21 protein-coding genes are annotated in these 16790 nt (G+C 51.2%); 6 read left to right on the top strand and 15 right to left on the bottom strand.

Annotation, left to right across the window (positions count from 1 at the left end; all coding sequences use genetic code 11):
- Positions 1-8: 8 nt before the first annotated feature.
- The 4 genes from ACJHWT_RS00700 to cyuA all read left to right on the top strand — a co-directional run bounded on the left by ACJHWT_RS00700 (position 9) and on the right by cyuA (position 4778).
- Positions 9-398 carry an enamine/imine deaminase gene (locus tag ACJHWT_RS00700; protein ID WP_000719990.1) on the top strand — a complete coding sequence of 130 codons (390 nt, stop codon included), beginning with the start codon at positions 9-11 and terminating at the stop codon, positions 396-398.
- A 71-nt stretch (positions 399-469) separates the two neighbouring features.
- Positions 470-1834 (top strand): L-serine ammonia-lyase, encoded by a 1365-nt coding sequence (gene tdcG / locus ACJHWT_RS00695; RefSeq protein ID WP_000622107.1) that lies wholly within the window; start codon positions 470-472, stop codon positions 1832-1834.
- A 274-nt stretch (positions 1835-2108) separates the two neighbouring features.
- Positions 2109-3440 (top strand): amino acid permease, encoded by a 1332-nt coding sequence (locus ACJHWT_RS00690; protein WP_000401605.1) that lies wholly within the window; start codon positions 2109-2111, stop codon positions 3438-3440.
- A 27-nt stretch (positions 3441-3467) separates the two neighbouring features.
- Entirely contained in the window at positions 3468-4778 is a 1311-nt protein-coding gene (cyuA, locus tag ACJHWT_RS00685) for a cysteine desulfidase (RefSeq protein WP_000460503.1), read from the top strand.
- Positions 4779-4909: 131 nt separating this feature from the next.
- Here cyuA and yhaL read toward each other — a convergent pair whose 3' ends face one another.
- Both yhaL and ACJHWT_RS00675 read right to left on the bottom strand, forming a co-directional pair.
- Complete coding sequence (gene yhaL / locus ACJHWT_RS00680; protein ID WP_001295544.1) at positions 4910-5074, bottom strand: protein YhaL; 165 nt, start codon at positions 5072-5074, stop codon at positions 4910-4912.
- A gap of 22 nt (positions 5075-5096) precedes the next feature.
- A complete protein-coding gene (locus tag ACJHWT_RS00675; RefSeq protein ID WP_000633585.1) occupies positions 5097-5798 on the bottom strand; it encodes a pirin family protein in 702 nt (233 codons plus the stop codon).
- A 104-nt stretch (positions 5799-5902) separates the two neighbouring features.
- Between ACJHWT_RS00675 and yhaJ the strand changes: the two genes are divergently transcribed.
- The gene (gene yhaJ / locus ACJHWT_RS00670; protein ID WP_001041010.1) at positions 5903-6799 is read left to right on the top strand and encodes a DNA-binding transcriptional regulator YhaJ; all 897 of its coding nucleotides are present in this window, start codon (positions 5903-5905) and stop codon (positions 6797-6799) included.
- A gap of 50 nt (positions 6800-6849) precedes the next feature.
- Here the strand turns inward: yhaJ and ACJHWT_RS00665 are convergent, their stop codons facing one another.
- The 13 genes from ACJHWT_RS00665 to exuT all read right to left on the bottom strand — a co-directional run bounded on the left by ACJHWT_RS00665 (position 6850) and on the right by exuT (position 14892).
- The gene (locus tag ACJHWT_RS00665; protein WP_001198780.1) at positions 6850-7206 is read right to left on the bottom strand and encodes a DUF805 domain-containing protein; all 357 of its coding nucleotides are present in this window, start codon (positions 7204-7206) and stop codon (positions 6850-6852) included.
- A gap of 242 nt (positions 7207-7448) precedes the next feature.
- Positions 7449-7814, bottom strand: coding sequence for a DUF805 domain-containing protein (locus tag ACJHWT_RS00660; protein ID WP_000384145.1), 366 nt, complete (start codon positions 7812-7814; stop codon positions 7449-7451).
- A gap of 290 nt (positions 7815-8104) precedes the next feature.
- Positions 8105-9091: a glutathionyl-hydroquinone reductase YqjG gene (gene yqjG / locus ACJHWT_RS00655; protein ID WP_000531202.1), complete on the bottom strand. Its 987-nt coding sequence runs from the start codon at positions 9089-9091 to the stop codon at positions 8105-8107.
- A 69-nt stretch (positions 9092-9160) separates the two neighbouring features.
- Positions 9161-9553, bottom strand: coding sequence for a DoxX family protein (locus ACJHWT_RS00650; protein ID WP_000732240.1), 393 nt, complete (start codon positions 9551-9553; stop codon positions 9161-9163).
- Positions 9554-9739: 186 nt separating this feature from the next.
- Positions 9740-10039, bottom strand: a complete 300-nt coding sequence (locus ACJHWT_RS00645) for a YqjK-like family protein (protein WP_000096087.1) — start codon at positions 10037-10039, stop codon at positions 9740-9742.
- Entirely contained in the window at positions 10029-10433 is a 405-nt protein-coding gene (locus tag ACJHWT_RS00640; protein ID WP_000785722.1) for a phage holin family protein, read from the bottom strand. Before ACJHWT_RS00640 ends, ACJHWT_RS00645 begins: the two co-directional genes overlap by 11 nt.
- Positions 10434-10435: 2 nt before the next feature.
- Positions 10436-10741, bottom strand: a complete 306-nt coding sequence (locus ACJHWT_RS00635; RefSeq protein ID WP_000031415.1) for a YqjD family protein — start codon at positions 10739-10741, stop codon at positions 10436-10438.
- 37 nt (positions 10742-10778) lie between these two features.
- Positions 10779-11147: a DUF1090 family protein YqjC gene (gene yqjC / locus ACJHWT_RS00630; protein ID WP_001295543.1), complete on the bottom strand. Its 369-nt coding sequence runs from the start codon at positions 11145-11147 to the stop codon at positions 10779-10781.
- A 146-nt stretch (positions 11148-11293) separates the two neighbouring features.
- Positions 11294-11677: an EnvZ/OmpR regulon moderator MzrA gene (gene mzrA, locus ACJHWT_RS00625; RefSeq protein WP_001166760.1), complete on the bottom strand. Its 384-nt coding sequence runs from the start codon at positions 11675-11677 to the stop codon at positions 11294-11296.
- Positions 11678-11680: 3 nt separating this feature from the next.
- Positions 11681-12343, bottom strand: coding sequence for a DedA family general envelope maintenance protein YqjA (yqjA, locus tag ACJHWT_RS00620; protein WP_000422149.1), 663 nt, complete (start codon positions 12341-12343; stop codon positions 11681-11683).
- Positions 12344-12364: 21 nt separating this feature from the next.
- The gene (locus tag ACJHWT_RS00615) at positions 12365-12448 is read right to left on the bottom strand and encodes a hypothetical protein (RefSeq protein WP_212734101.1); all 84 of its coding nucleotides are present in this window, start codon (positions 12446-12448) and stop codon (positions 12365-12367) included.
- A 239-nt stretch (positions 12449-12687) separates the two neighbouring features.
- Entirely contained in the window at positions 12688-13464 is a 777-nt protein-coding gene (gene exuR / locus ACJHWT_RS00610; RefSeq protein ID WP_000406494.1) for a transcriptional regulator ExuR, read from the bottom strand.
- 129 nt (positions 13465-13593) lie between these two features.
- The gene (gene exuT, locus ACJHWT_RS00605; protein WP_001298326.1) at positions 13594-14892 is read right to left on the bottom strand and encodes a hexuronate transporter ExuT; all 1299 of its coding nucleotides are present in this window, start codon (positions 14890-14892) and stop codon (positions 13594-13596) included.
- A gap of 482 nt (positions 14893-15374) precedes the next feature.
- On the opposite strand from exuT, the gene uxaC reads away from it, so the two are divergent.
- Positions 15375-16787, top strand: a complete 1413-nt coding sequence (gene uxaC / locus ACJHWT_RS00600) for a glucuronate isomerase (RefSeq protein WP_000187442.1) — start codon at positions 15375-15377, stop codon at positions 16785-16787.
- Positions 16788-16790: the final 3 nt, after the last annotated feature.

Here is a 16790-nt window from a genome sequence, read left to right as displayed (position 1 = left end):
GAGGATGTATGAAAAAGATTATCGAAACGCAACGTGCCCCAGGCGCAATCGGCCCTTATGTTCAGGGCGTTGATTTAGGCAGCATGGTCTTCACCTCCGGGCAAATTCCGGTTTGCCCACAGACCGGTGAGATCCCGGCTGATGTGCAAGATCAGGCGCGTTTAAGCCTCGAAAACGTCAAAGCGATCGTGGTTGCTGCCGGGCTGAGTGTGGGCGATATCATCAAGATGACCGTGTTCATCACCGATCTGAATGATTTTGCCACCATCAATGAAGTCTATAAGCAGTTCTTCGATGAACATCAGGCGACCTACCCGACCCGGAGCTGTGTGCAGGTCGCGCGTTTGCCGAAAGATGTGAAGTTGGAAATTGAAGCCATCGCAGTACGTAGTGCGTAAGGCCTCGTGAGCGGGACGGTCGCAAGGTCGTTCCGCTCCACTTTACTGAACGGCAATCCGAGGGTGTGGATATGATTAGTGCATTCGATATTTTCAAAATTGGGATTGGTCCCTCCAGTTCGCATACTGTGGGGCCAATGAATGCCGGAAAAAGTTTTATTGATCGGCTGGAAAGTAGCGGCTTATTAACCGCGACGAGCCATATTGTGGTCGATCTGTACGGGTCGTTGTCACTGACGGGCAAAGGCCATGCCACGGATGTCGCCATCATCATGGGACTGGCAGGAAACAGTCCGCAGGATGTTGTCATTGATGAGATCCCTGCATTTATAGAGTTAGTGACGCGCAGCGGGCGGTTGCCGGTGGCTTCTGGCGCGCATATTGTTGATTTTCCTGTAGCAAAGAACATTATCTTCCATCCCGAAATGTTGCCTCGCCATGAGAACGGAATGCGGATCACTGCCTGGAAGGGACAGGAAGCGCTATTAAGCAAAACCTATTACTCTGTCGGCGGCGGGTTTATTGTCGAAGAAGAACACTTCGGCCTGTCGCACGATGTCGAAACACCCGTACCTTACGATTTCCACTCAGCAGGTGAACTGCTGAAAATGTGTGATTACAACGGCCTGTCTATATCTGGCCTGATGATGCACAACGAGCTGGCGCTGCGCAGCAAAGCGGAAATTGACGCAGGGTTTGCCCGTATCTGGCAAGTGATGCATGACGGTATTGAACGCGGGATGAACACTGAAGGCGTGCTGCCTGGTCCGCTCAATGTGCCGCGCCGCGCCGTAGCGCTGCGTCGTCAGCTGGTTTCCAGCGATAACATCTCTAACGATCCGATGAATGTCATCGACTGGATCAATATGTACGCGCTGGCGGTTAGTGAAGAAAACGCAGCTGGCGGGCGCGTGGTAACGGCACCGACTAACGGTGCGTGCGGCATTATTCCGGCAGTGCTGGCTTATTACGATAAGTTCCGTCGTCCGGTAAACGAGCGGTCAATTGCCCGCTATTTTCTTGCAGCCGGGGCTATTGGCGCGCTGTATAAAATGAACGCCTCCATCTCTGGTGCGGAGGTCGGCTGTCAGGGGGAGATTGGCGTGGCCTGTTCAATGGCGGCGGCAGGGTTAACTGAACTCCTGGGCGGCAGTCCGGCGCAGGTATGCAATGCGGCGGAAATCGCGATGGAGCATAACCTTGGGCTGACCTGCGATCCGGTTGCCGGACAGGTACAAATCCCGTGCATTGAACGTAATGCCATTAATGCCGTGAAAGCAGTAAACGCCGCGCGGATGGCAATGCGCCGCACCTCGGCACCGCGTGTTTCACTCGATAAAGTGATCGAGACGATGTATGAAACCGGCAAAGATATGAACGATAAATACCGCGAAACATCACGCGGAGGACTGGCCATTAAAGTGGTCTGTGGCTGACATTGCTGTCAGCTTTCATCCTTGGGTGCACAAATGTGCACCTTTTTTTTGTGATCTGCCGCAAATAGAGAATGAATATTCTCTTGCGATTAATTTAGTAGAAAATTCTTATCCATCTCCGTTATTTCAAAGTCTTGATTGTGAAGATTTTCTCTGACCTCGCGCGTATCATTTCTTTATTCTAATAACTCGCCTGCAAAAACGTAGACCGCATATCGCCTTGATGCGGCTCGGAAAAAAATAATAAGCCCTACAAAATATTGAGCGAGAAATTATGGAAATTGCATCGAATAAAGGCGTCATTGCAGACGCTTCGACCCCGGCGGGTCGTGCTGGAATGAGTGAGAGCGAGTGGCGAGAAGCGATCAAATTCGACAGTACTGACACCGGCTGGGTGATTATGAGTATCGGGATGGCGATTGGCGCGGGGATTGTTTTTCTCCCGGTGCAGGTCGGTTTGATGGGATTGTGGGTATTTTTGCTCTCATCGGTGATTGGTTACCCGGCAATGTATCTGTTTCAGCGGTTGTTTATTAATACGCTGGCAGAATCACCGGAGTGTAAAGATTACCCGAGCGTCATCAGCGGTTATTTAGGTAAAAACTGGGGCATCCTGTTAGGTGCGCTCTATTTCGTAATGCTGGTGATTTGGATGTTCGTCTATTCCACCGCCATCACCAACGATAGTGCTTCCTACCTGCATACCTTCGGCGTGACGGAAGGGGTGCTGTCAGACAGTCCCTTTTATGGTCTGGTACTGATTTGCATTCTGGTGGCGATCTCCTCACGCGGCGAGAAATTGTTATTTAAAATTTCGACCGGCATGGTGCTGACCAAGCTGCTGGTGGTCGCGGCGCTGGGCGTGTCGATGGTGGGAATGTGGCATCTGTATAACGTCGGTTCGCTACCGCCGCTGGGGCTGCTGGTGAAAAACGCCATTATTACGCTGCCGTTTACCCTGACGTCGATTCTGTTTATCCAGACGTTAAGCCCGATGGTGATCTCTTATCGCTCGCGGGAAAAATCAATTGAAGTGGCGCGGCATAAAGCATTGCGGGCAATGAATATCGCGTTTGGTATTTTGTTTGTCACCGTCTTTTTCTACGCCGTGTCGTTCACGCTGGCGATGGGACATGACGAAGCGGTAAAAGCCTACGAGCAGAATATTTCCGCGCTGGCGATTGCCGCACAGTTTATTAGCGGTGATGGCGCAGCGTGGGTGAAAGTGGTCAGCGTCATTCTCAATATCTTTGCTGTAATGACTGCATTCTTTGGCGTCTATTTAGGCTTTCGCGAAGCAACGCAAGGGATCGTAATGAACATCCTGCGTCGCAAGATGCCTGCCGAGAAGATTAACGAAAATCTCGTTCAGCGCGGCATCATGATTTTCGCCATTTTGCTGGCCTGGAGCGCCATCGTACTGAACGCACCGGTGTTGAGCTTCACCTCTATCTGTAGCCCGATTTTCGGCATGGTAGGGTGCCTGATCCCGGCGTGGCTGGTTTACAAAGTACCGGCATTGCACAAATACAAAGGGATGTCTCTGTACCTGATTATCGTCACTGGTTTGTTGCTTTGTGTTTCTCCGTTCCTGGCATTTTCTTGATTTACCTGAAATTTTAAGGTTTTTAATATGTTTGATTCGACTTTAAATCCGTTATGGCAGCGTTACATCCTCGCCGTTCAGGAGGAAGTAAAACCGGCGCTGGGATGTACTGAACCGATTTCACTGGCGCTGGCGGCGGCGGTTGCTGCGGCAGAACTGGAAGGTCCGGTTGAACGTGTAGAAGCCTGGGTTTCGCCAAATCTGATGAAGAACGGTCTGGGCGTCACCGTTCCCGGCACGGGAATGGTGGGGCTGCCAATTGCGGCGGCGCTGGGAGCGTTAGGTGGAAATGCTAACGCCGGGCTGGAAGTGCTGAAAGACGCAACTGCGCAGGCAATTGCCGATGCCAAAGCACTGCTGGCGGCGGGGAAAGTCTCAGTTAAGATCCAGGAACCTTGCGATGAAATCCTCTTCTCACGCGCCAAAGTCTGGAACGGTGAGAAGTGGGCGTGTGTCACCATCGTCGGCGGGCATACCAACATTGTGCATATTGAGACGCACAATGGTGTGGTGTTTACCCAGCAGGCGTGTGTGACAGAGGGCGAGCAAGAGTCGCCGCTGACGGTGCTTTCAAGAACGACGCTGGCTGAGATCCTGAAGTTCGTCAATGAAGTCCCGTTTGCGGCGATCCGCTTTATTCTCGATTCCGCGAAGCTAAATTGTGCGTTATCGCAGGAAGGTTTGAGCGGTAAGTGGGGGCTGCATATTGGCGCGACGCTGGAAAAACAGTGTGCACGCGGTTTGCTGGCGAAAGATCTCTCTTCATCCATTGTGATTCGTACCAGCGCGGCATCCGATGCGCGTATGGGCGGCGCTACGCTTCCGGCAATGAGTAACTCCGGCTCGGGTAACCAGGGGATCACTGCAACAATGCCAGTGGTGGTGGTAGCAGAACACTTCGGGGCCGATGATGAACGGCTGGCGCGTGCGCTGATGCTTTCGCATTTGAGCGCAATTTACATCCATAACCAGTTACCGCGTTTGTCTGCGCTGTGTGCCGCAACGACCGCAGCAATGGGGGCCGCCGCCGGGATGGCATGGCTGGTGGATGGGCGTTATGAAACCATTTCGATGGCGATCAGCAGTATGATCGGCGATGTCAGTGGCATGATTTGCGATGGTGCATCGAACAGCTGCGCGATGAAGGTTTCGACCAGTGCTTCGGCTGCGTGGAAAGCGGTGTTAATGGCGCTGGATGATACCGCCGTAACCGGTAATGAAGGGATTGTGGCGCATGATGTTGAGCAGTCGATTGCCAACCTGTGTGCGTTAGCAAGCCATTCGATGCAGCAAACGGATCGGCAGATTATCGAGATTATGGCGAGCAAGGCCAGATAAACGCCAGTTTTGGGTATCGTGCCGGATGCGATGCTGGCGCGTCTTATCTGGCCTACGAATTGCACAATTTGTTGATGTTGTTGGGTTTTGTAGGCCGGATAAGGCGTTTACGCCGCATCCGGCACCTGTCTTTACGCGGTAGCTTCATCCTCGGCTAAACGCGTTTCAGCATCCGCGACGATGGCTTCCAGTTCGCTCAACATCTCTTCATAGCCAAAATTTTTGGCGGTACGAGCAGGTTCTTTCGCCACCACGGGCTTCACTGGCTGGCGCTTTTTGGCCGATTTTTTACTCATCATCATCTCCCTGTAAAAACAACTAGACAGGCAAATCTATCAGCAAAGCGCGCAGTGGGGAATCGGCAACCAGCGTAATGTTAGCCTCGTCACGAATAAACGCCCCATCACCGCAGGTTAGCGCCGCTTTCTCTTCATGATGCGTAAGCGCATGAAATTTCCCGTGAATCGATTGCAAATACGCGCGTGGTCCATGCAACTGGAAATTCGCACTTTCGCCTTTGTCGAGCACGATATGGTGCAGCCACACTTGCTGGCGCAGTTGCAGGCTACCCACTGTGCCCTCTGGCGAGGCGATTAATTGCTGCTTGCCCATATTAAGCGCCAGTTTTTGAATCAGCGGATTCTCTCGCTGCGGGCAGGCATCCAGCCAAAGCTGCATTCGCGTTAACGGTTTGTCTTTGCTGAGATTGTGTTCGCTATAGCTGATACCCGGCTGGGTAGAGAGCAGCAATGTCTCTCCGGCGCTGGCCTGAACATGATTGCCTTCACTGTCGCGATACTCAGCTTCTCCATCCAGAATCACATTTAAAATATCGACTTTGGGATAGGTTCGCGGCTGAAAGGCGGCACCTGGGGCCAGCACTTCCTGGTTAAGCACGCGCAGGGAGGCATAGCCTAACAATTTCGGGTCGAAGTAGTGTCCAAAGGAAAAAGTATACCGGGCCTGCAACCATCCGTAGTCTGCTTGTCCACACTGCCTGGCAGTTCGGGTAGTAATCATAATTCTTGACCTCTCTTTACTTCCTTTTATGGTAAGGGGCTGGACGCTACATTGTTAGCCAGATATTCTGCCCGGTATGTTCAAATTTCCTGAATGAGAACGAAATGGCCAAAGAAAGGGCATTAACGCTGGAAGCACTACGGGTTATGGATGCGATCGATCGCCGGGGCAGTTTTGCGGCGGCGGCGGATGAGCTGGGACGCGTGCCTTCCGCACTTAGCTATACCATGCAAAAACTGGAAGAAGAGCTGGATGTGGTGTTGTTTGACCGCTCGGGCCATCGCACCAAATTCACCAATGTCGGGAGGATGTTGCTGGAGCGAGGACGCGTTTTGCTGGAAGCCGCAGATAAACTGACTACCGATGCGGAAGCTCTCGCGCGCGGTTGGGAAACGCATCTCACCATTGTGACCGAGGCGCTGGTACCGACACCTGCCTTTTTCCCGTTAATTGACAAACTGGCGGCAAAAGCGAATACCCAACTGGCAATCATCACCGAAGTGCTGGCGGGGGCATGGGAACGGCTGGAGCAGGGGCGGGCGGATATTGTTATCGCGCCGGATATGCATTTTCGCTCCTCGTCGGAGATCAACTCGCGCAAGCTCTATACGTTAATGAACGTCTACGTTGCCGCGCCTGATCACCCGATTCATCAGGAGCCGGAACCGTTATCTGAAGTGACGCGCGTGAAATATCGTGGAATTGCGGTGGCGGATACCGCTCGTGAGCGCCCGGTATTGACCGTACAGCTACTGGACAAACAGCCGCGTTTAACGGTGAGCACGATTGAAGATAAACGTCAGGCGTTACTGGCGGGGCTTGGCGTGGCGACGATGCCGTATCCGATGGTCGAAAAAGACATCGCGGAAGGGCGGTTGCGTGTCGTCAGCCCGGAATCGACCAGCGAGATCGATATTATTATGGCCTGGCGTCGTGACAGTATGGGGGAGGCGAAATCCTGGTGTCTGCGGGAAATTCCCAAACTTTTTAGCGGAAAATAATATTTATTATTGTTAATAAAAAGGGGCGAAATATCGCCCCAATTCTATGATTAATTTGAACCAAACTTCGGATCGTTTCCGTAACGATTGCTGCCAGAGTTGCCTTCTAAACAGGCAAATACAAACAGAACTAACCAGCCAATGATCGGAACCAGATAGAGAAGCGCCCATGCACCTGAACGGTCAGTATCGTGCAGACGACGAACGCACAGAGCAATGACCGGAATGATTGTTGCTGCCAGGTAAATGAGAGAAAGGAATGGAAACTCTAAACCTAAAATCAATTGAATGACATTGATAATAGCGCCGACGATGGCGTTAATCAGAGTAAACATCCAGTACTCTTTACGACGTGCGCGACCAGAGAAACCAACATAATTTTTTAATACGGCTAAATACCACTGCATAAAAACATCCCTTTAATTAAAAGTGACGAAAGTCTATTCCGGGTATTGTGTAAATGCTATTCGTATCTTTCTTTTTCGGATGTTATAAAGGTTTTGATATTTAAGATAAATACATGGTTATTTTTTTATAGGTAATTTATATAACGACATTGAAATATTTTAAATAAACATTAGTAAATTATTCATTCATCAACATAATGATAAAAGCCGGATGAGTCAGACATCCGGCGAGTAGATTTGTTTTAAGGTTCCAGTTTTGGATCAGGTCCAAAGCGGTTTTCGCCTGGCGTACCCGCCTGGCAGTTAAAGACGATGATAATAAGCCAGCCGATAAACGGGATTAAGAACAGCAGTGCCCACCACGCCGAGCGGTCGGTGTCGTGCAGGCGGCGGAACTGAACTGCCCACCATGGTAAAAACACCAGAATACCGTAGATTGTCGTCAGGATGCCTTCGCCACCGGCACGTTGCCAGCCTAACATTTTATCCAGCAGCCCCAGCACGAACGTAAAGATGATGTTGACCAGAATAAACATCCAGTACTCTTTGCGCCGCGCACGACCCCGGAAACCGACATAATTTTTTAGTACTTTCAGATACCAGTCCATTTTTGCCTCAATTTTGCTCAATCACTTGTTTTTAAAGCAGCAAATTAAGAATAGACGTGAATGAAATGGCAGTAAATATTCGTTCAAGGAATTAATAAAGTGCCGTAAAGCGCGCTAAGACTGATGACAAACGCAAAATCGCCAGATGCGCTACGCTTATCTGGCCTACGCGGCATTGTAACATATTGAATATAAACGTTTTGTAGGTTGGAGAAGACGTTCACGCCGCATCCGACATAAATAACACGCACTTAGCTAATAATCAGAGGCACCTCGTAAGGTGCCTTTTTTTAACCGAAGCGAACATCTCGTCCATGCGGTTCATCGAGATCCTGCCACGGACCAATTGAAATAATCCCCGTAGGGTTGATGGTCTTATGGCTGCGGAAGTAATGATTACGGATGTGATTGAAATTGACAGTTTCGGCGATCCCCGGCATCTGGTAGATATCGCGCAGAAAACCGTACAGATTCAGGTAATCGCTGATGCGGTGCTTATCACACTTGAAGTGGGTCACATACACCGGATCAAAACGGACCAGCGTGGTCCACAGGCGAATATCGGCTTCGGTTAGCTGATTGCCGGTCAGGTAACGATGCTGGCCTAAAATCTGCTCCAGTCGCGCCAGCGATTCAAACACTTTCGCCACCGCCTCGTCGTAAGCTTGCTGGCTGGTGGCAAAACCAGCTTTATACACGCCGTTGTTAACGGTGTCATAAATCCAGCCGTTAAGTTCGTCAATTTTCGTTTGCAGGGCTGGTGGGTAGTAATCACCCGCTTTCGCGCCCAGCGCATCAAACGCGGTATTGAACATGCGGATGATTTCCGCTGATTCGTTGCTGACGATGGTGTGGTTCTTTTTGTCCCACAGTACGGGAACAGTAACTCGTCCGCTGTAGTGTGGATCGGCGTGGAGATAAAGCTGATACAAAAATTCATGTTGATAGAGTGTATCGCCGGTTGCACCCGGAAAACTGTCATCAAAGGTCCAGCCGTTTTCCAGCATCAGCGGGTTCACTACAGAAACGGAAATAAACGGTTCCAGTCCTTTGAGTTTGCGCATGATCAGCGTGCGGTGCGCCCACGGGCAGGCGAGTGAAACATAGAGATGATAACGATCTTTCTCTGCGATAAAACCGCCTGTGCCAGTGGGGCCTGGCGCGCCATCGGCAGTGAGCCAGTTACGAAATGCGGAAGCTGAACGTTGAAATTTACCGCCGGTAGATTTGGTATCGTACCAGGTGTCATGCCAGACGCCGTCAATCAGTTGACCCATATTTCTCTCCTCCAATAGCAAAAACGAGGAGCTTCCTCCTCGTTTTTTATCGTTAAGTATAGCGCGTGCTTACCACTTTTTATTCAGCAGGCGGTCGATGCTATACGCGCCCGGACCGGTAATTGCCAGCAGCAGGAATCCGCCAGAAATTGTCAGGTTTTTCATGAACATCAGCGAGTTGACGCCTTCAGCAAAGTTGCTGTGAAATAAAAATGCCGTCAGCAGCGTAAAGCCCGCAGTAAACAGGGCTGTGGTGCGAGTCAGGAAACCGAACAGGATTGCCAGACCACCACCAAACTCAAGCAGAATCACCAGCGGCAGCATAAAACCCGGGACGCCCATCGCTTCCATATATTGTTGGGTACCCGCGTAACCAGTAATTTTTCCCCAGCCTGCGGTAATAAACAGAATCGGCATTAAAATGCGCGCTACCAGTACACCAACATCTTCTAATTTTTTCATCATACTCTCCACTGCGCCGCTCAGGCTGCTGATTGTTTTTTTGTGCAAGGGCGCGCTATTAGCGTCGTTGCTGTCGATGGAGAGAATCATAAACGTGGCGAAGCGTGATTGTTAGCAAGGAAAACTGTCAAATATTTTCAAAAAATTTGAGGGATAAGGCCGGAATTTCTCCGGCCAGAGAGGAAGTTAACTGCGAAGCTGTTGTTGCTTGAGGGTTGTTTTCACCAGACGCCAGGCGCTCCATACACCAAAACCGCGTCTGGCCCAGCGGACCAGCATATTAGGATGGCGAATCGTCCAGATAGCCATCACGCTACTGCCAACCAGCGCCCAGGAGCGCAGACTCAACAGCATATTCCAGCGACGATCGTAAGCGCCTGTTGCCTCCAGCCATTCACGACGACTGGCGGAAAGATCCAGCCGTTGTTGCTGGATCTGGCTAAGCAGTTGCGCCTTACGTCGTTCACGTTCGACTTTACTGCTCACGGGACTCCTCCTCGAGCAGCTGCCGATCGTTTGCCAGCTCATGGCGCGTGTGGCGCAGCAACGTAGACTTACGCGATTTACGTAACGTCCAGATGCCGCCAATCAGTGCCAGTAGCAGCAACACCACGGTGGTGGCAATCATCGCATTCAGGCGATATTGCGGATCAACCGCCCAGATAATTAGCACCATCAGGCTCATAAGACCAAATGCAGCGAAAAGCATCGTCAGGCCCAGCATCAGTAAAAGTTGAAAGAGATTCGCTTTTTCCTCTTCCAGCTCCACCACCGCCAGCCGCAGACGTGTCTCCACCATTTCAACCATGATGGAAACAATTCGCTGCCCGATGCCCAGAACGCTTTTACCGGGCCCTTGCGCGTGATGAGTGTCCGCCATAATTAACGACGCGACAGCAGAACGCCGAGCACTACACCGATTGCTGCGCCAATGCCCACGCCCGTCCACGGATTTTCACGCACATACTCATCGGCACGCGCCGCCGCGACACGGGTTTGTTTGGCAATGGCATCACCGGTTTCACCCAGGCGATAACGGCTCTGTTTCAGTGCCTGCTCCGCTTTGCTACGAATCTTACTCAACTCTTCTTTCGACTTCTCGCCAGATGAGCTAAGCACCTCTTCCAGCGTATCGGAAAGGGATTTCAACTCAGCACGCAGATGTTCCGTAGTGTGTTCTTTCGACATAGTTTTCTCCAGGTGAGTAAGTAGTGACTATTGTGAGTTAGTAGTCGCGCGCTTCCAGCTTTTTCAGCTCTTCCTGCGCTTCTGCCAGTTTCCGTTCGCGTTTGGCAATCTTATCTGCATCGCCTTTTTGCTTCGCCTCGGCTAAATCTTGCTGGCGTTCCGCCACCTCATCTTTCTGCTTTGCGATTTTCTTCTGATGATCGGCACGCAGTTGGCTATCTGAACAGTTGGCCCGGACTTCACTCAGGGCTTTATTCAGACCGTCAATACGATTCTGGTTTTGGTGTTTTTCGGCATAGCTGATCTCCTTAAGGATATTTTGCTCCTTTTCCTGACACAGGGTAGTGGCATAACTACCGGCACTAAGAGCAAAGAGAGAAACAGCTAAAGCGATGCGGTATTTCATTCTTGAACCTTCCATTGTGATTCGGACCTATTACAAAGGAACGATTGTCCAGACAACGAAGCGGTAGTGTTAACCACCGCCTCATTAATCATAGACAGTTACGGTGAAATCACCAAAGTGAGTGATCTGTTTCGGATAACAGGAAGTTATCCGAAGCGATGAGAGTTATCCCGCAACCGGGTCAGCCACTGCATAGCCTGACTGTTATTGTCCTGCTGCGCAATGATGTAGCCATGGGGCAATGTTCTGTCGAGGACCGCTTTTGCGGCGGCGCTCTGGTCGCTGGAGTCAAAGGTAATTAACAGAGTGTCGTTTTTGGGGGTGATACTTTTGAAAGGAATGCCGTGAGCGTCAAGGTGATGCCAGATTGAAAAACCGTCTGGCATCGTTGTCCCTTGATGAACGGCACGAATCGCCAGCGTAGACTCTTGCTGGCGAACCGCGGACCAGGCCAGCAACAGTGTGCCGACCAGAAGTAAAACAGCGCCGGACCAGGCTAGCTGGCGAAGCGACATGCGAGGTATTTGCATCCCTTACCCCCGATTTCCATATTTCTTTTTCCATAACACGACCAGAGAACCTGCCAGGCCAAACACCAGCAGCACCACCGGGAGCAGCATCAGGCATGACATCAGCTGGTCCTCGTACTTTAAAAATACCGGCGTTTTGCCGAGCATGTAACCCAGAGTTGTCAGGATCAATACCCACAACAAACCACTCATCCAGTTGAAGAACTGAAAGCGCGCGTTATTCAGCCCTGATAACCCGGCAATCGTCGGCAGCAGTGTTCTGACAAACGCAATAAAGCGACCAATTAACAGCGCCGATAAACCGTGTTTATGAAAAAGATGGTGTGCGCGTTGATGATAATGCGCGGGTAAATGAGATAGCCAGTTTTGTACGGTGCGGGTATTGCCCAGCCATCGCCCCTGAATATAGCTGACCCAGCAGCCGAGGCTGGCGGCAACGGTCAGCAGCAGAATCGTTTGCGGATAGCCCATCGCGCCTTTCGCAATCAATACACCGACCAACACCAGTAAGCTGTCGCCCGGTAAAAAGGCTGCCGGAAGCAAGCCGTTTTCAAGGAACAAAATGACAAACAAGACAAAATACAACATGCCAATCATCGACGGATTGGCCAGGGTTTCAAAATCCTGCGCCCACAGGGCTTGCAGCAATTGGGTCAAAAGTTCCATTCATTATTCCTGGTGAATCGGTTAACGCCACGCTGGTTTTAAATGATGCACTACCGCAATGTTATTGCTGTCTTGGTATGTTCTGCGGGTTTGATACATCAACACAGCCTGAACTATTCCCTGTTAAATCGTGAGATAAGAAAGCATTCAAAAGCATAAATTCAAATTGAATCTAATTGTAACAAAGGTCAACGTTGTTCGTTATCAAAATTACATGTCCGTGGAGTCTGATTTTGCTGAATGCAGGGGAGGGAGGCGAGAGGATTTACACAGGCTGACACTTTATACTTTTCGCTTACCGACGAGACAAACAGGCGCACTGTAGCGCCTGTCGGACAGGAATTTCATTTACTGCCGCTGGTGGCTGTATCGAGATGCACCACCGGGTTTTCGGCGAACAGATAGCGGTCGGCATTGAACTCGAAATCGTCGCTGGTTTCGTTAAATAACATGATCTTGGTGTTTTCCAGGTGCTGCCACATTGCCAGCTTAGCAGCATGAGGATCTTTGCGAATCAGCGCCTTGAGGATTTGATCGTGGTCATCGCACCAGTTATCGACGGTACGGGCATCAATGTGTTCGTGCAGTTTTTTCCAGTACGGGTTATGACTACGCTGGGTCCACATTTTTTCCACGATAGCCGCCAGGGCGGAGTTCTGCGTCGCCAGGGCTACCTGAATGTGGAACTGCAAATCCCACTCGGAATCACGGAAGCATTGTTCGCCGCGCGCCTGCTCCTGGATGGCCATCAGTTTCATGATGTCCTGTTTCGTCACCTGAGTTGCCGCGAACTCGGCAATATTACTTTCGATGAGCTGGCGAGCCTGGAGCAACTCAAACGGACCGTAATTGGCGAATTCCATATTATTGTCAGTCGCCTGCTGATGGCGCGGCTGGTTGGAAACCACATGAATACCTGAACCTTTACGCACTTCGACATAGCCTTCAACTTCCAGCATGATGATGGCTTCACGAACCACGGTGCGGCTGACGTTCTTTTCATCGGCAATAAAGCGTTCAGCAGGCAGTTTATCACCCACCAGATAGACGCCCTGTTCGATGCGCTCTTTCAGATCAGCGGCAAGTTGTTGATACAAACGGCGTGGTTCAGTGATTTCCATATGCGCTCCAGGCATGATACGGCAGACTATATTTGTTATACCACTTTTGCGAGTTTAGCTCTACTCACAGTGATGAAAAAGCCGCCTGAGAAGGCGGCTTTGAAGGGAAACTAAAACTTACACGAAGCCTTAATGTTGCGGTGCGGGATCGTTATGTGATTCCTGCGCCACCTCAATCGCCGGTTTGTTCTGCAACACGGTCCAGATAACCAGCGCACCTAACAGGTCGAACACTGCCAGAACTGCGAACAGCGGGCTGAAGCCGATGGTGTCAGCCAGTGCACCGACTACCAGTGCAAACAGCGTACTTGCCAGCCATGCGGACATCCCGGTTAAACCGTTCGCCGTCGCCACTTCGTTACGACCGAACACGTCAGACGAGAGCGTAATCAGTGCGCCAGACAGTGCCTGGTGAGCAAAACCACCGATACACAGCAGCATAATCGCGACATACGGGTTGGTGAACAGACCGATCATACCCGGGCCAATCATCAGCACCGCACCCAGCGTTACGACCATCTTACGGGAAACGATCAGGTTCACACCAAACCAACGCTGGAACAGTGGTGGCAGGTAACCACCGAGGATACAACCGAGGTCAGCAAACAGCATCGGCATCCAGGCAAACATCGCGATCTCTTTCAGGTTAAAGCCGTAAACTTTAAACATGAACAGCGGGATCCACGCGTTAAAAGTACCCCATGCCGGTTCTGCCAGGAAGCGCGGCAGCGCGATACCCCAGAACTGACGGTTACGCAGGATCTGACCAACGGACATTTTCTTCGCTGTGTCAACCTGGTGCTGGGCTTCCTGACCATTAATAATGTAGTCGCGTTCTTCATCGGTCAGATGTTTCTGGTCGCGCGGATGTTTATAGAAAATCAGCCATGCCATCGCCCAGATAAAGCTCAACGCACCGGAGATGATAAATGCCATCTGCCAGCTGTGCATCACGATTGCCCATACCACCAGCGGCGGCGCAATCATCGCACCAATCGAAGAACCTACGTTAAAGTAACCTACCGCGATGGAACGCTCTTTCGCCGGGAACCATTCGGAGCTGGCTTTCAGACCCGCCGGAATCATCGCGGCTTCCGCGGCACCGACCGCACCACGAGCAACAGCCAGGCCGCCCCAGCTACCTGCCAGCGCGGTTGCACCACAGAACACGGCCCACAGCACAGCAAACATTGCATAACCGATTTTCGTACCCAGCACATCCAGTACATAGCCCGCTACCGGTTGCATGACCGTATAAGCAGCAGAATAGGCTGCGATGATATAGGAATACTGTTGGGTGGAGATGTTTAACTCTTCCATCAGAGTTGGCGCAGCTGCCGCCACAGTGTTACGCGTCAGGTAACCAAGCACGGTGCCGAGCGTCACCAGTGCGATCATATACCAACGTAACCCTTTAATTTTACGCATGTAAAACCTCATCGTTTTGTTATATCCGCAGGAAGCGCGGCCATCATCCCGCCAGAGGCTGAAGATGTTAGTTACGACCGGGTAACCGAAAAAAAACCGGCACGCCCCGAACGTTGCCATGAAAGTTTCGTGCTAATTCGGCTTCCGTACCGGTTAACCCGATTCATCTAACAAATGAATGAATCGGCAATTTGCATTCCGTCGACTTATGATTTGCGACGGCAGAAAGATAACTTGTCATACAACTTTAAAAGGTGAGAGCCATCACAAATGTGCGAATATTTGTAGGGACATTACCTGACGACGGCGAGGCCAGTACTGGCGCGGCCTGCAGCGAGATTTACCACTTTGAGAGTAATTTTTTTAACTACGTTTATTGATCTAACTCACGAAAATATCTTCGGACTCTGGAAATTGGTGTGATAACTTTGTCAGCATCGCACCATAAGCAAGCTAGCTCACTCGTTGAGAGGAAGACGAAAATGACTCCGTTTATGACTGAAGATTTCCTGTTAGATACCGAATTTGCCCGCCGTCTGTATCACGACTACGCAAAAGACCAGCCGATTTTCGATTACCATTGCCATTTGCCGCCGCAGCAGATTGCGGAAGACTATCGTTTTAAAAACCTGTATGACATCTGGTTGAAGGGCGATCACTACAAATGGCGCGCTATGCGTACCAACGGTGTGGCCGAGCGTCTGTGCACCGGTGATGCGTCTGACCGTGAAAAATTTGACGCCTGGGCGGCGACTGTTCCGCACACTATCGGCAACCCGTTATACCACTGGACGCATCTTGAACTGCGTCGTCCATTCGGTATTACCGGTAAACTGCTGTCTCCGTCTACCGCGGATGAAATCTGGAACGAATGTAACGAACTGTTGGCGCAGGATAACTTCTCCGCGCGCGGCATCATGCAGCAGATGAACGTGAAAATGGTCGGCACCACTGATGACCCGATCGATTCTCTGGAGCATCACGCAGAGATCGCCAAAGACGGCTCTTTCACCATTAAAGTGCTGCCGAGCTGGCGTCCGGACAAAGCCTTTAACATCGAACAGGCGACCTTTAACGACTACATGGCGAAGCTGGGTGAAGTCTCTGATACCGACATCCGCCGCTTTGCTGATCTGCAAACTGCCCTGACCAAACGTCTGGATCACTTCGCCGCTCACGGCTGTAAAGTGTCTGACCACGCGCTGGATGTGGTGATGTTTGCTGAAGCGAACGAAGCGGAACTGGACAGCATTCTGGCGCGTCGTCTGGCTGGCGAAACCCTGAGCGAGCACGAAGTGGCACAGTTCAAAACTGCGGTGCTGGTGTTCCTTGGTGCCGAATACGCACGTCGCGGCTGGGTACAGCAGTACCACATTGGCGCACTGCGTAATAACAACCTGCGTCAGTTCAAACTGCTGGGGCCGGATGTAGGCTTTGACTCCATCAACGACCGTCCGATGGCGGAAGAGTTGTCTAAGCTGCTGAGCAAGCAGAACGAAGAAAACCTGCTGCCGAAAACCATTCTCTACTGCCTGAACCCGCGCGATAACGAAGTGCTGGGCACCATGATCGGTAACTTCCAGGGCGAAGGTATGCCGGGCAAAATGCAGTTCGGTTCCGGATGGTGGTTTAACGATCAGAAAGACGGTATGGAACGTCAGATGACCCAACTGGCGCAGCTCGGTCTGTTGAGCCGCTTTGTCGGTATGCTGACTGACAGCCGTAGCTTCCTGTCATACACCCGTCACGAATACTTCCGCCGCATTCTGTGCCAGATGATCGGTCGCTGGGTGGAAGCGGGCGAAGCACCGGCGGACATCAACCTGCTGGGCGAGATGGTGAAAAATATTTGCTTTAACAATGCGCGTGACTACTTCGCCATTGAACTGAACTAAGGT

The sequence above is a fragment of the Escherichia sp. WS338 genome, assembly GCF_046486405.1.
GTDB classification, from domain to species: domain Bacteria; phylum Pseudomonadota; class Gammaproteobacteria; order Enterobacterales; family Enterobacteriaceae; genus Escherichia; species Escherichia coli.
Note: the sequence above shows the minus strand (reverse complement) of the source record. Positions and strands in the feature narration are given on the sequence as shown.